Here is a 12344-nt window from a genome sequence, read left to right as displayed (position 1 = left end):
AATACTATCTCAAAAAATATCATGAAGTTCCCAAACATCAGCACAAACGAGCCCTCGTTCTTACCGCAAGAAAACTAGTGCGCATGGTGGATGTGCTACTACGCAACCACCAACTCTATGCACCGGAAAGGAGTGTGTAGTATCGATTAATAAATCGATGCGCATATCCTTTTAAAAGCCTAATAGTATTAGGTCTGTTTAGTGATGCCTTTTTTAAAAAACAGCTCTAAATTTTTCTTAAACATTATATTGACTTATTACCACAAGTCTTTTCTTTATAAATTTTTTATGCGTTCGGTTGCTTCTTTTGAAGTGATTTCACCGTTTGACAATTGATCCAGGATTTCATTTCGGGCGGCTGTTTTATTTTCGTTTTCCTTGATCAGTTCCTTTGAGGGCACTTCATAGCCCAGACCTCTGATAACCGTATCCAGTTTACCGCGTACTGTCGGATAAGAGATGCCCAGCTCTTTTTCAACATCCTTGATATTTCCCCGACACTTGATGAATATTTTGATAAAGTTAAGATCTTCATCTGGTAGACGGCAGAATTCACAAGGCTCAAAATGACCTTCAATGGTGGTGGCACACTTAGAACAACTTAGTTTGGTTATGGAAAGTTTTTCACCACAGATAGGACATCTGCCGGGAGCTTTGTATTTCATTCTTTTCACCATTCCTCTGCTTATTTGATTATAATATACTGCTTTAAATTAAATATGTCAATATAAAAGTTAAAATAATTAATTTGTACATTGAATATATTAATATGGTCATGGCGCTGGTGTGATCTGTGAAAAAGATCACGAATAACTTTTGGGGGTCGTATAGCAAAAAAATAAGGATTGTATAACATAGTGTGATGTGGTAGTCTAAAAACGAAAAAGTCGTTTATTAGTGACATAGACTAATATATTTTATTCTGCAAAGATTACTATTAAGAATATGTCGGATTTTGTTTTATCGGTTGCGGCTTTTTGGTTTATTGGTTTTGAGCTGATGTTTGGCGAATCATTTCATGGGATTGTGGGAAACAGTGATTTTTTTGTGGATTTTGAACAAGGTGATTGGAGGGCTGCATTTTTTTTCAAGTCGTGTTTGCCGGAACTATTAACAAAGGTAATTGAGATCATGTTGGCTGGGTTTGTTTTTTTAGGAAGATAACATCCCTGGCAGAATTCTAATGATGACAATGAAAAGCGAAGTTGATAGGATGGTTTTTGATTTTAAGAAAAGAGTACAAAGAATTTTCCGGTGCACTATAAGCTATTAATAGCGATGCTCTCAATAATAGCGCCTACCAGCATCAACCCAAGACCTGTCATCAAGACAATTTTTTCGGCGGTGGACAGGTGTATATCCCTGATTTTTCGGGTCACCGTTTTTTTACCGTTGGTCAATACCGTAGCGATGTGGGCGACTGCACAGGTGATCAGCAACTGCCCCAGCATCTCCCAAAGCCCAGCCCGATGGGTTAGATCAAAGGTGCGAACAATCCTTTCCAGCAACGGAATAGCTTCGCCTGCCATTGAAAAAGACCAGGTTCCCAAGACGATTCCGTTGATACAAAACTGTGTAAAAAGGGCCAGGTAGCCGATCGAAAGATAGGTTGCTTCGGATTCTTTTTTTTGACCAAATAGACTTCCTAAGACAATAACTAACACAGAAAGCATATTATAAAAGAAAATTTGCAGCGTCAGAGTAAAAGTATTGTTAGAGGTCTCCCAATTTAGCAAGGGGTTTTTACTTTTCAGTAATCCTTCAGGAAGAAAAAAGTAGCTTATGACCACTACTCCCAAAAACAGTGCCAGAAATAATAGCATTGAAAAAAGAACGCGTTGCTTTATACTGTTACTACTTAGTTTTTCACGAAAATATCTCAGCATTAACTTGTCTCCTTACCGTGAATGGCGTAAACCATCACATTTCCTTTTGGTATTTGTTCATCAGATAAAGACCGATGATATTGTAAGTCAGGAACACGACCACCACCGCTAAGGTAACCCATAAAGGTGCCAAAATAAGAATCGTTATGTATGCGATTCCCATAATCAACCACTGCGTAATGTCGCCAGCTTTAGCCTTTGCACGATTACGAATGATGGTGTTTCGTTCATCGTTAAAGTCAATTTTAGCCTGCTTTTCAAGCTCTGGATTTTTACGTTCCATATGTTTCATCATCAGGTTCGATAGACTCAATCCCAAAAAACCAAAACCGATTCCGATTAAAATACCTGCTATGGGCTTTACTTCCTCACCATTAAAAAAGAGGCTTGCGATAATACAGCAGATACCTGTAATCAGCATTACAACATAAAATGATGTTTTTCTTTTCATTACTGTTCCTCCTCATAGATAAATAGTTCTTCAATTGACATATCAAAAAAGCGTGCGATTTTAAACGCTAGGATGATGGATGGATTATATCTCCCATTTTCAAGAGAGCCAATCGTTTGTCTGGATACCTCCAAAGCAGTAGCAAGTTCTTCCTGCTTAATACCATGCTGCTTCCGTATTTCTTCGAGTCGATTCTTCAAAATATCACCTCAGTACACAACACATGATCCGCGTATACTGCTCCTTCGATTATTTTTACCCTGTGTATGCGCTAATTTTTTCAGAATTTCGCTTGCATCTGCTTCTCCAGCACGGCTGGGGGGGAATATTTTCATTTATGCAATGGAAAGTACGCTTTACATAGGTAAAATATCATAAAAAGCACATCATGTCAAGCTGACTTTCCATGTCGGTTGGGCGAAATAGCCCTTACGGTATTTAAAAAGCGCTGCCTTGGTGACTGGTTCGCCAAGGCAGCGCTGATGTAACACTCTGCTCTATAGAAGGTAAGGAATTCTTTATGTTCGGACAAAAGGATGAATGATTTTGAAAAAGTTGAAAATATTTAGTTTATAGTTCATGGCATCTTGGTATGGTCTGTAGCATGGATTTCTCAATTGCATTATATCTTTTGACTTCAATAGCGTAAGCGGTGATTGAAATCGATAAGACTAGACAAGCCGTTATTAATGTGACGATGCACCGTTTTCTCCAAACAGATTTCCTCCTATTAGCTGTCTTTGGGGCAATTTCGTTTTTGTTCAGTTCGTGTTAGGTCGATATCCGATGCTACTTATATTTAAAATACCAATGAAATGTTAAATCGAACAATTTTTTTCATTCAAAAAATACTATTGTTTGATTTCATTTATTGCAAGCGTACACTGAACCACTCAGAGCTGCGTAAGAATTTCCCAGAATAGTCATTTCAAATCTTTTTTAGATTGCAGGAGGAATATTATGGTTGATAAAAAATATCATCATGGAGATTAAAAAAAGCGCTTATAGAAACTGGTATTGATCAGTACAGCACCTGCCAACATTGCAAATATCGTGGTTTTGGCAGCACCTTCGCTGGTCACGATATTATTCATTGTTACATTAAATACGTTAAAAATTGATGAAATGACATAAATGCTTGCATAAGTTACAGCATAAGGCATGATGCTCTCAGTTGCACCTAAAAGCTTCAGAATAGGATTTAGAAAAATGATAGTGCAGACAATAACCACCGGAATCTTCATTCAGGATAGTTATTTGCTAGAATTTGGGATGACCCGTTCCAATCAGGTCATGATTCAAATACTGGGCGTGACGGCGGCATTTGTCTGGAGCTTTGGCGTGTCATTTATTTTAATGACAATTATTAACAAGTTTTTTCCCATGCGGGTATCGCCAAGTCATAATGTCAGCAATACGATAAGAAAAACCGATTATTTTGGCCGCCATGGCGGCGAAGAATTTCTTGTTATTATGCCTAAAACTGATTTGGAGACCGCATATATCTTCGCAAATATGATCAGAGAAAAGATTGAAAAGATGATCTGGGATTTTAGTAAGGGTTATACCATTACGGTTAGCGGGGGCGTTGTTGAAAATGCCGGAGAGGATTTAAATAAAATGATTAGCCGGGCGGATTCTCTTCTCTATTGTGCAAAAGAAAAGGGCCGAAATAAAATTGTGAAGTAAATGATAGGGCTGATCGGCTTGCTGGTTTCAGTTGACTGCTGATAGGTTTCCTGGATAATCGAGTCCAACGGCAAAAGATAGTTAAAAAATGATAAAAAGGGATAGGAGACATGCAATCGTCATAAGTGCCGATTGAAGAAATAACATCTCAGATTGGGAACAAAAAGGAATGCGGCGGATGGTCCTCATACAGGACATATCCGCCATTCAAAAAATAGCGGGTAAACTAATCCCTGATCCACGAAAAGACATATTCCATATGCTTAGGCAAATCAATTTCCGGTTGAGCCGAGGTGATAAAATGCCCGTCAATTTTCTGTTCTTTCATGGCAAAATCGAAATGGGCGGCGGCAATGCCCAGATCGACCCGCTGGATATCATAAGAAAAGGCTTTACTGTAGCCCGGTTCCTTCGCCTCATAAAAATGACAGTTGCCATCGATTAAGATAACGCGCCAGGGTTGTTTATTGGATGCCGATGGTCCCAATCGCACCATTTCCAGGGCAAAGGCCAGGTCGCCAGCCACAGCGGCCGTCAGTGGCGACTGAAAATCATTGCTGAAAAACAATTGCGGCCACTCTTTCCGTTGATCAGCTTTGATCAGTTTGCGCATCGCTTTTTCTTTAAAATGCTTATGGTCGGCCGCATACCCAACGGGGGTGATGATTGGGAAAATTTCACCAGCTTCGATTTGCATCGCATTGGAAAAACTCTGCCGGTCAAAGGTGCCACCCAGCCAACACGTGCCGAGACCCAGATCGGCCAGATAGAGGACCAGGGCTTCAAATTCATAGCCCAACGCTTCCAGGGCCAGCGGTTCCGGGGTGATCGTCGTACCAATATAGTGACTGGCACCTTTGATGACCCCATAGGTACCAAGCTTTTGGGTGTTTGGACCGGTTTTGATATCAAGGGTATGAAACTTGATGTTTGGACCAAAGGGATTTTCCAATGAAGCAATGAAAACTTCAATGGCTTTTAGTTTATCGGATTCAATCGCCTGATCCTTATAGTTTCTGACGCTATATCGCTTTTTTACTGTTTCTTCAACGGGAAAATTTATCTTCATTGTGATTCTCCTTAGGATAACAATCCATGTAAATTTTAGACAATTATATTTTACACAATGCAATCGCAATTGTCAATGAAAAGATATCATTGCCCCCAAATAAACAGAACCAACAGAAATTTTTCTGTTGGTTCTGTTTGTTTGGGGGCCGTAGCGGCCAGGCGGGCTCGCGGATTATTTTGTTTTGCTTTCCAGGTTTTTTACTGCGGAAATAAAAAAGTCGGGATGCTCATAATGGATATCATGACCGGATTTGATGGTCATGGTTTCGCAATCGGAGAGGCAAGCCTGAACCTTGTGGGCATCTTCATCGCTGTTGGCAGCGTACAAAACTCCGTCCTGACCGTAATTCGTTTCGGCTTTGAGATAAATTGTCGGAGCCGAAATCATTTTTAGCATTGCTTCCTGATCGATCCCGTTCATCCATGAACCATCGTAAAAGGTCTCGCCAAAGGCCAAATCATAGTTATCAATGGTATTCATCAGTCGCAGCCAGGAATAGGGGATCCAGTAGATTCTGGGCCCCTGACCGGGATGTTCAGCGCGGAAGGTCGCAACGGCCGCTGCCACCGGCTCTTTTAGGCCACCAAAAAGGGAAACCATATAGCCATGCTTAAAATAGTAGACAACAAAATCTGTTTCATCCGTTTGATTTTGAAAGCTATGAATGGTCGTGAAGGTATCCTGCCAGGCAAAGCAGCCCGATCCTTCCTGCATTTCCTCAGGGGTCACGGAAAAGAGTGGGGGGTCTTCAAGTAGAACGCCGCTGACCAGCTCCGGTGCGTTGGCACCAAGCCAGGCAGCCAGGATCCCGCCGGAAGAATGACCAGAGACAAAGCATTGTTCACCGATAACACGCTCCATAAATGCGATCAGCGCCTGGCCGTTGGCCGCACAGGAATAAAGCGCGGGATCATGACTGGATTGACCGTGGCCAAAGCAGTCCACCGCAAAGACATGATAGTTTTTCGATAATTCGGGCAGAACGGCGGTATAATCCTCCCAGGAAACGCCCTGTCCGTGGATTAACAGCAGAGCGGGGCCGTTATCGGGCCCCTCGCCATAATTAATAACCGAACCATTATCCAGCGTGGCCGTTTGTTCAGTAAAGCCAGCGGCGATAGTCTGTTGGAGATAGCGATCATCAATCGGATGTAAGTTGCTGTAAAAAAAATAACCAAGGACACCGGTAATGCCGATTACCACAAAAACCAAAACAATCAGGACTACTTGCATTTTTTTAATCTTCACTTTCGTTATCCTTAGTGGTATGATCGGCATAGCCCAAACCTTGTTTAACAAATTCAAACTGACTGATAAATCGATTGGCGTCAATCAGCGCCAGCCCGCCCTGATTCTCATCACCGAGAATTATCAGACTGTCGCCGGGATTGATCTGGAAGACTTCCCGGGCTTTTTTGGGAATGACAATTTGCCCCCGCTCGCCAACAATCACCGTACCAAAAACGTGCTTGCCTTTTGGCGGTAGAGGTACTCCGGCTGTTTCGGTGCCATTGACGAGGGTATCAAGGGAAATGTTATAAAGCTGAGCCAGGGCAATGCATTTATTCATATCCGGTAAGCTTTCGCCGTTTTCCCATTTAGCAACGGACTGCCGGGAAACGGCGATCTTTTCGGCCACATCTTCCTGCGTGTACTGATGAGTTTTTCGTAGGGTCTGTAAATTCATACTAATCACATTTTTCATATTTTCACCACCTGTGCCTATTTTAGCAGGTTTTGGCAATGACATCCATCAATTGATGTTAACATAATGGCACAAAAAATGTCAGCATTAGTTGCGTTAAGGGGATTATGAGGTATCGCTTTTGCCGCTTTTAGGTTTTTGCAATCTTTTTCATGGCCTGATTGACTTCTTGAGCAACCGATGCTTGGTAGATGTCCGCGTATGTTTTTGAATCTTTGATTAGATCGTCACAGAAAGCCGCTACGTCACGGCCTGTCACTTCGAGCACGCCTTTCCCCAGAGCCACACCTTCTTCAAAAAGATCGACAATCCCCGAGAGCAACTCCGTTCCCTCGGTTAGCTCAACCGGACCGACCTTAAAGAGATATTTTTGAATCTCTTTATAAACAATCTGATAATCTTGCGGGAGCGCTTTGACCCGGGCCATGTGTGCCCGCCATTCTTTTTTACCTTCAATGATATCTTGAATTTTCATTTTAGCCTCCTACTTAGCTAATTTTTTAGCGATATTATCGTTAAGTTGCTCGCGCCACTTATCGCGATAAGCGTTGGCCCCTTCTTCGCCGACCAGGGCTGAACAGAAGCCTTTGATATCGTCACCTAAAACCTCCTGAACACGCTGACCGTCGGCCGCTGTTTCTTCCAGCAGGCCCAGCACCCCGTCAAGAATTGGCATCAGGTTGCGACCCGTGAAATCGGAGTGGGGCCAGAGATCGGCTTTAATTTTTTCCCAGGCCGCCTGATAATCTTTCGGCAGCTTTTGGGCTCGGGATTCAAAAGTCTGCAATTCTTTAGTCATGTCATTACCGGTAATTTTTTCCCAAAAAGTCATGGTTTGGTCTCCTTTAACTCGTTTATTTTTGATGATACGAACGCCCATTTTTCCCAGAATTGCTGCAGTTCTCTGCGCCCGGCGTCGTTTAGCACATAAAACTTGCGCGGTGGCCCCATATCGGACGGTTTTTTTTCGATATCGACGAGTTTGTTCTTCTCAAGCCGCACCAAAATGGTGTAGACTGTTCCATCGACAACATCGGTGAAGCCCAGCGCATTCAACCGCCGCGTGATTTTATAGCCATAGGTTTCGCCGCCACTAATAATCTCAAGAATACAGCCCTCAAGCAGGCCTTTGAACATCTCCGTTAAGTTTTCCAGGATAATCACCTCCACACTATTTAGTATTACTTACTACAGCTATATAGTAATACTAAATAGCTGGTTTGTAAAGAGCCGTTTTTTGATAATGGGAAAATATTACTGGATGGGTTATCTAATTTAATATTGCAATTTTGATAAATTTTTAAATATATCACGTTTTTATTGCTCACAAAATAGGTAAAATTAATGATTTTTAATACGTAAACTTGCTAATTACTCGATAAAACTCTTTTTGATATAGTTAACCCAAGCGAAACATGAAAAGGATTACACGATTAACAAATAAGATTGTGGTCGTGTGGCAAACGGACACCAACCATCTAAAAAGGATGTGGCGTTCGGACGTGTTTGAAATGTTGGGCTGCGACCCAAATTAAAAGGAGGATTTCATATGTCAACAGAAACAGGAAACAACGAAGTCGAAATCAGTAAAGAAGAAAAAGCCGGTGTTAAAGCGTCCAAGATGAAAAAAGGCCGAAAATCAATCGCCTATCTTCAGGAGAAGAAGGATAATGGCGAGAAGATTGTGCAGATGTGCCCAGCCGACCGCGACAAGTATTTTGTGATGGCCGCTGAAATGGCGGACTGCGACATCTGTCGCCTGACGACTCCCGGTGAGAACACCGAGATGCAGATTGCCAACGCCAGCTGGCGGATTCGCGACGTCCGCAGTGCGGCACAACTGATCCATCTTAACTTCTATATGCAGACCCCGACCTATTGCTCTAAAGAAGAGGCATTAAAAAACGGCTCCCTGTATATGGCCAACGGCGCTGATTCCCTACTCCCGATGGGTGTCAGTAACGAGACCCTGAAGTATATGGCCGATAACCATCTGGTTGTGTTCGGTCACGTCGGGGCGCTGTCGGGCTGGCAGACTAGTCGGCATGGTGGCTACAAGCGTCTGGGCAAAACCGCGGAAGACGCCATGGATGTCTTCCGGATGGCTTATGAGTATCAGGAAAATGGAATGATGGGGATGACCATTGAATTGACGCCCATCGAAGTTACCAACGCCATCGCCAAAAAGCTGAGTGTGCCGGTAGTGGCTATCTGTGCCGGTGGTGATGCTGACGGTTCCGAAATGGTTGACTTTGATACCTTCAATATGATGCCTTCAGCGGCTGCACATGCCAAGGCTTATGGCGACTTCTTTAAATGGGCCGCGACGGCATACGCTGGCTGGGCCAACGACGTTCGCACCGGTGTATATCCCGAAGATAAGCACGGTTTTCACATGGATGCGCAGGAACTTGACAAATTCCTGAACCAGTTGGAACAAAAGTACACGGTCCGATAGTCAGACGGTAATCCTCAGAAAGAGCAAGATGGGCAGATGAACTGAGTTGCGTGTAACCGGTTCATTCGCCGATTAAAACAAAAATGCAAATAATTTCAGGTGATAAGTTAGGGGAGACGATTTTATGAAAATGGATGCCAATACAATCTTAGCAATGGCTGAGAAAAGTACCCAGCAAATTCGTAGTCTACCGGAAGTGTTCGGCAAGGATCTGGCGGGTAAGGTGGCGATCGTAACCGGTGGCGCCACCGGGCTGGGTTATAACGTCGTAAACCGTTTAGCTGAGGCCGGCGTGCGGGTGGTCATTGCATCGCGAAAAGAAATGACCGGTATGAAGGCCGAGGCCGATTTTCGGGCCAGAGATTTTGAAGTAAGGTGGTTCCAGACCGATGTAGCCAAGGTGTCTGACTGTTATGCCGCAGTTGATTATGCAGTGGCACAATACGGCAGCGTTGATATTGTCGTGGCCAATGCGGCGGTATGGTCGATGTATTCGTTTCTGGATATGCCAGAAGCAGCGTTTGATGCGGTGATCAACACCGATTTAAAGGGTGAATATTTCATTGCTCAGGCAGCCGCCCGGGTGATGGTTGCGCAGAAGACCAAGGGCAAAATTGTGTTCATTTCTTCGGTTGCTCATAAAGGTTCTGACGCCGCTAAATTGGGTACGATGACCCACTATAATGCGGCCAAGGGGGCAATTGTCAGTATGACCAAAGGAATTGCCAAAGAACTGCGCCAATATGGCATCAGTGTCAACTGTGTCGCGCCTGGTGGGATGCTGACAGCCGGAGCCCTGACCAATGCTGCCGAAGCAGTTGGTCTGTATGGACCGGAGTTTGCCGAGGAACGCGGTAAATACGGCCGCGAGACGCCGATGGCCATGAATCCTGACGAGGTGGCGCTGGTGGTATTGGCGATGTGTACCGCCATGTCGGACTTCATCGTTGGTGAGACCATTGATGTGGATGGTGGTTCGTTGCTCAGTTATCAGGCGAAGCCATGGAGTTACACGGTTGCCGGCTGTGTCCCGGGACCGAAACAGGACTAACTAAAGGGGTCACTCCATAATTAAATAGATCGTGATTTGATCCCCCTGGCGTAGACGCTCATCCTAAAGGCGACTACGCCAGGGGGCTTTTATTTAGCGATAAATTGTTCTGCTTAAGCCAGCAACCGGACGAGCAGTTCCTGGAGGTTGGAAACATGCATCTTTTCATAGATATGAGCGATATGTTTATTGGTGGTGGACTGGGAGATATAAAGCGATTGACTGATGACCGCCGGTGAAATCCCCTGGCATAGCAGATTGGTGATCTCAATCTCCCGGGCGGTCAGGTTTGTGGTGTCCCAGGAAATCTGATCGACAGCTTGTCGGCTGGTCTGCTGTGTGAAAAAATTCTTATGCAGATTGTTTAATTGCGGAACCGCCAGGGACAGGGTCATAAACTCAGTCTCGGTGAAGTTTTCAGCTTTTGTTTTGTCCAGGGCAAATAAGGTCCGTGGTTTGCCGTTTAGATCAAACAGCGCAAAACCAAGGGAGTATTTAACACCTCGGGGATGAATATAATTAGAAACAAACTCGGTGGGCGGTTCTTTTTCCCAGGCCCGGATATTGATGGTTGGTTTAGCAGGATTTTCCCGTAAGTTTTTCACCAGGCTATAATAGCCTGTCTTACTTTTTGAGTAGTATTCAAGGTACATGGTACTCCATTGTTTGTCGATATTGTGGAGATACTGATTGCACACCTTGCCATTGCCATCCAAAAAATAGACAAGGGACTGATCGAAGTCGCACAGAGCCCCGAGGGCGGCCAGAATTTCAGCGGAAAAGGCTTTCAGGTCATGGACATTTCCGCAGGTCAGGGTAAACTCATAAATTTTTTGCCACGGGATATTTACATTGGTATTCATCTTCATTCCTTCCCTTTTTATTCCAGGTATTAACTTTCGTATAGGATCGCGAGGTCATGTATTCTACGCTTCATTTCGGTGCGGATATGTAACGGCTCTAAACACTCGCATTTATCCCCAAAACTGAAAAGAATAGTGTAATGGTATTCGTTCTCGATGAAAGGAAAACTAACAATGAAATGCTCCTCACCGTCTGGCGAAAAGTGTTCATAAGTGCAATAATCAAGGACCCGGTCCATGACCGATTGATGAATCCGAATTTTTATTTTTGTTTGCATCGTTGCCAAAATATCAGAAAAATCTAACTGCGGTTTTTGATAATCTCGTGGCGTAAAAAATTCCGCTTGTATCTGGAGGTTTGATGTGCGGGATAGTTTAAACAAGCGAAAATCATTTCTTTTATGGCAATAGCCTTGTAAGTACCAATGACTACTTTTTAATACCAGCTGATACGGCTCGGCTGTTCGGGTGGTTTTATTTCCGTAGCGATCGGCATATTCAAACGAAAGCAGCTTGCTTTCTTGTAAAGCTGTTTTGATCATTTCTAAATAGGGTTGGATGTTCCGGTTGCCCATCCACGGACTTAAATCGATAACGATTTGATTTGCTTTTAATTCGATGTCTTTGGCTCTGTCGGCGGGGATAAAACTCTTGACTTTCGCAAGAGCGTTGACCAGTTCATCACCTCTTATCATGTTGGAAAGACTGGAAAGCCCCATCAAGATCGCGGAAAGGTCGGCAGTCGAAAAAACTTTTCGATCAATCTTGTATTCCGGCATGATTTCAAAGCCGCCGCCCACTCCCGATGCCCCGCGAACAGGAATACCCGCCATGTTGATGGTGTCGATGTCGCGGTAGATTGTCCGGGGTGAAACTTCAAACAGATCGGCTAACTCCTGTGCGCCGATACGCTTTTTATCAAGAAGTATCATAATAATGCTAACAAGCCTGTCAACTTTCATCGGATCGCCGCCTTCCCAAATTTCTTGTTATCATTATAGATTGTTGCCATACTGCTGTCAACAATTGCAAGGTATAATAAAAAAGCAACCAAATCAATCGACCGATCAGGAGGAACCACGATGTTGATAAAAAAGAAGAACCGGGCTTTAGGGGATAATAATTCCGGTTGTGATTAGTTCGGGGGGTGCGATATAATATGAATTAAT

General features: G+C 43.6%; 16 protein-coding genes and 2 pseudogenes. 5 read left to right on the top strand and 13 right to left on the bottom strand.

Features of this window, described 5'->3' with window-relative positions; translation table 11 throughout:
* Positions 1-140 (top strand): annotated as a pseudogene (locus A3KS_RS23415) (IS110 family transposase); the annotation flags it as partial.
* 135 nt (positions 141-275) lie between these two features.
* Here the strand turns inward: A3KS_RS23415 and A3KS_RS0103725 are convergent.
* Entirely contained in the window at positions 276-665 is a 390-nt protein-coding gene (locus A3KS_RS0103725; protein ID WP_026393778.1) for a DUF2089 domain-containing protein, read from the bottom strand.
* Between the two features lie 247 nt (positions 666-912).
* Here A3KS_RS0103725 and A3KS_RS24245 point away from each other — a divergent pair, with 247 nt between their 5' ends.
* The gene (locus tag A3KS_RS24245) at positions 913-1164 is read left to right on the top strand and encodes a hypothetical protein (protein WP_423219231.1); all 252 of its coding nucleotides are present in this window, start codon (positions 913-915) and stop codon (positions 1162-1164) included.
* Positions 1165-1259: 95 nt separating this feature from the next.
* Here A3KS_RS24245 and A3KS_RS0103715 read toward each other — a convergent pair whose 3' ends face one another.
* The 4 genes and pseudogenes from A3KS_RS0103715 to A3KS_RS23060 all read right to left on the bottom strand — a co-directional run.
* Positions 1260-1886: a hypothetical protein gene (locus A3KS_RS0103715; RefSeq protein ID WP_026393776.1), complete on the bottom strand. Its 627-nt coding sequence runs from the start codon at positions 1884-1886 to the stop codon at positions 1260-1262.
* 34 nt (positions 1887-1920) lie between these two features.
* Entirely contained in the window at positions 1921-2337 is a 417-nt protein-coding gene (locus tag A3KS_RS0103710; RefSeq protein ID WP_026393775.1) for a hypothetical protein, read from the bottom strand.
* Positions 2337-2537 (bottom strand): helix-turn-helix transcriptional regulator, encoded by a 201-nt coding sequence (locus A3KS_RS0103705; protein ID WP_026393774.1) that lies wholly within the window; start codon positions 2535-2537, stop codon positions 2337-2339. The genes A3KS_RS0103710 and A3KS_RS0103705 overlap by 1 nt, the downstream gene beginning before the upstream one ends.
* A gap of 822 nt (positions 2538-3359) precedes the next feature.
* Positions 3360-3554: pseudogene (locus tag A3KS_RS23060) on the bottom strand (MATE family efflux transporter); the annotation flags it as partial.
* On the opposite strand from A3KS_RS23060, the gene A3KS_RS22285 reads away from it, so the two are divergent.
* Positions 3499-4026: a diguanylate cyclase gene (locus A3KS_RS22285; protein WP_084504874.1), complete on the top strand. Its 528-nt coding sequence runs from the start codon at positions 3499-3501 to the stop codon at positions 4024-4026. The pseudogene A3KS_RS23060 and the gene A3KS_RS22285 sit on opposite strands and share 56 nt — an antisense overlap.
* A 226-nt stretch (positions 4027-4252) precedes the next feature.
* On the opposite strand, the gene A3KS_RS0103690 is transcribed toward A3KS_RS22285, so the two are convergent.
* From A3KS_RS0103690 to A3KS_RS0103665, 6 genes are all read right to left on the bottom strand, one after another.
* Entirely contained in the window at positions 4253-5095 is an 843-nt protein-coding gene (locus A3KS_RS0103690) for a nitroreductase family protein (RefSeq protein ID WP_026393772.1), read from the bottom strand.
* A 174-nt stretch (positions 5096-5269) separates the two neighbouring features.
* Positions 5270-6346, bottom strand: coding sequence for an alpha/beta fold hydrolase (locus A3KS_RS0103685; protein ID WP_242834732.1), 1077 nt, complete (start codon positions 6344-6346; stop codon positions 5270-5272).
* Positions 6336-6803, bottom strand: a complete 468-nt coding sequence (locus A3KS_RS0103680; RefSeq protein WP_026393770.1) for a helix-turn-helix domain-containing protein — start codon at positions 6801-6803, stop codon at positions 6336-6338. Before A3KS_RS0103680 ends, A3KS_RS0103685 begins: the two co-directional genes overlap by 11 nt.
* A gap of 130 nt (positions 6804-6933) precedes the next feature.
* Positions 6934-7278, bottom strand: a complete 345-nt coding sequence (locus A3KS_RS0103675; RefSeq protein ID WP_026393769.1) for a DUF1048 domain-containing protein — start codon at positions 7276-7278, stop codon at positions 6934-6936.
* Between the two features lie 9 nt (positions 7279-7287).
* Positions 7288-7635, bottom strand: coding sequence for a DUF1048 domain-containing protein (locus A3KS_RS0103670; protein WP_026393768.1), 348 nt, complete (start codon positions 7633-7635; stop codon positions 7288-7290).
* A complete protein-coding gene (locus tag A3KS_RS0103665; RefSeq protein ID WP_278247292.1) occupies positions 7632-7940 on the bottom strand; it encodes a PadR family transcriptional regulator in 309 nt (102 codons plus the stop codon). The genes A3KS_RS0103670 and A3KS_RS0103665 overlap by 4 nt, the downstream gene beginning before the upstream one ends.
* Before the next feature lie 412 nt (positions 7941-8352).
* Here A3KS_RS0103665 and A3KS_RS0103660 point away from each other — a divergent pair, with 412 nt between their 5' ends.
* Both A3KS_RS0103660 and A3KS_RS19910 read left to right on the top strand, forming a co-directional pair.
* Positions 8353-9261 (top strand): 3-methyl-2-oxobutanoate hydroxymethyltransferase, encoded by a 909-nt coding sequence (locus tag A3KS_RS0103660; RefSeq protein ID WP_026393766.1) that lies wholly within the window; start codon positions 8353-8355, stop codon positions 9259-9261.
* 124 nt (positions 9262-9385) lie between these two features.
* Entirely contained in the window at positions 9386-10312 is a 927-nt protein-coding gene (locus tag A3KS_RS19910) for an SDR family NAD(P)-dependent oxidoreductase (RefSeq protein ID WP_051355632.1), read from the top strand.
* Positions 10313-10425: 113 nt separating this feature from the next.
* On the opposite strand, the gene A3KS_RS0103650 is transcribed toward A3KS_RS19910, so the two are convergent.
* Both A3KS_RS0103650 and A3KS_RS0103645 read right to left on the bottom strand, forming a co-directional pair.
* Positions 10426-11175, bottom strand: a complete 750-nt coding sequence (locus A3KS_RS0103650; RefSeq protein WP_026393765.1) for a response regulator transcription factor — start codon at positions 11173-11175, stop codon at positions 10426-10428.
* Between the two features lie 29 nt (positions 11176-11204).
* Complete coding sequence (locus tag A3KS_RS0103645) at positions 11205-12137, bottom strand: helix-turn-helix transcriptional regulator (RefSeq protein ID WP_026393764.1); 933 nt, start codon at positions 12135-12137, stop codon at positions 11205-11207.
* Positions 12138-12344 lie beyond the last annotated feature (207 nt).

The organism is Acetobacterium malicum subsp. dehalogenans DSM 11527, from assembly GCF_000472665.1.
Lineage (GTDB): Bacteria > Bacillota > Clostridia > Eubacteriales > Eubacteriaceae > Acetobacterium > Acetobacterium malicum.
Note: the sequence above shows the minus strand (reverse complement) of the source record. Positions and strands in the feature narration are given on the sequence as shown.

Excerpts from the sequence above, each read along its gene's own strand:
- A3KS_RS0103670 (WP_026393768.1), bottom strand. The coding sequence starts at position 7,635 with ATGACTTTTTGGGAAAAAATTACCGGTAATGACATGACTAAAGAATTG.
- A3KS_RS0103715 (WP_026393776.1), bottom strand. The coding sequence starts at position 1,886 with ATGCTGAGATATTTTCGTGAAAAACTAAGTAGTAACAGTATAAAGCAA.
- A3KS_RS19910 (WP_051355632.1), top strand. The coding sequence starts at position 9,386 with ATGAAAATGGATGCCAATACAATCTTAGCAATGGCTGAGAAAAGTACC.
- A3KS_RS0103660 (WP_026393766.1), top strand. The coding sequence starts at position 8,353 with ATGTCAACAGAAACAGGAAACAACGAAGTCGAAATCAGTAAAGAAGAA.
- A3KS_RS0103675 (WP_026393769.1), bottom strand. The coding sequence starts at position 7,278 with ATGAAAATTCAAGATATCATTGAAGGTAAAAAAGAATGGCGGGCACAC.
- A3KS_RS22285 (WP_084504874.1), top strand. The coding sequence starts at position 3,499 with ATGATGCTCTCAGTTGCACCTAAAAGCTTCAGAATAGGATTTAGAAAA.
- A3KS_RS0103680 (WP_026393770.1), bottom strand. The coding sequence starts at position 6,803 with ATGAAAAATGTGATTAGTATGAATTTACAGACCCTACGAAAAACTCAT.
- A3KS_RS0103645 (WP_026393764.1), bottom strand. The coding sequence starts at position 12,137 with ATGAAAGTTGACAGGCTTGTTAGCATTATTATGATACTTCTTGATAAA.
- A3KS_RS0103665 (WP_278247292.1), bottom strand. The coding sequence starts at position 7,940 with ATGTTCAAAGGCCTGCTTGAGGGCTGTATTCTTGAGATTATTAGTGGC.
- A3KS_RS0103650 (WP_026393765.1), bottom strand. The coding sequence starts at position 11,175 with ATGAATACCAATGTAAATATCCCGTGGCAAAAAATTTATGAGTTTACC.
- A3KS_RS0103690 (WP_026393772.1), bottom strand. The coding sequence starts at position 5,095 with ATGAAGATAAATTTTCCCGTTGAAGAAACAGTAAAAAAGCGATATAGC.
- A3KS_RS0103710 (WP_026393775.1), bottom strand. The coding sequence starts at position 2,337 with ATGAAAAGAAAAACATCATTTTATGTTGTAATGCTGATTACAGGTATC.
- A3KS_RS0103725 (WP_026393778.1), bottom strand. The coding sequence starts at position 665 with ATGAAATACAAAGCTCCCGGCAGATGTCCTATCTGTGGTGAAAAACTT.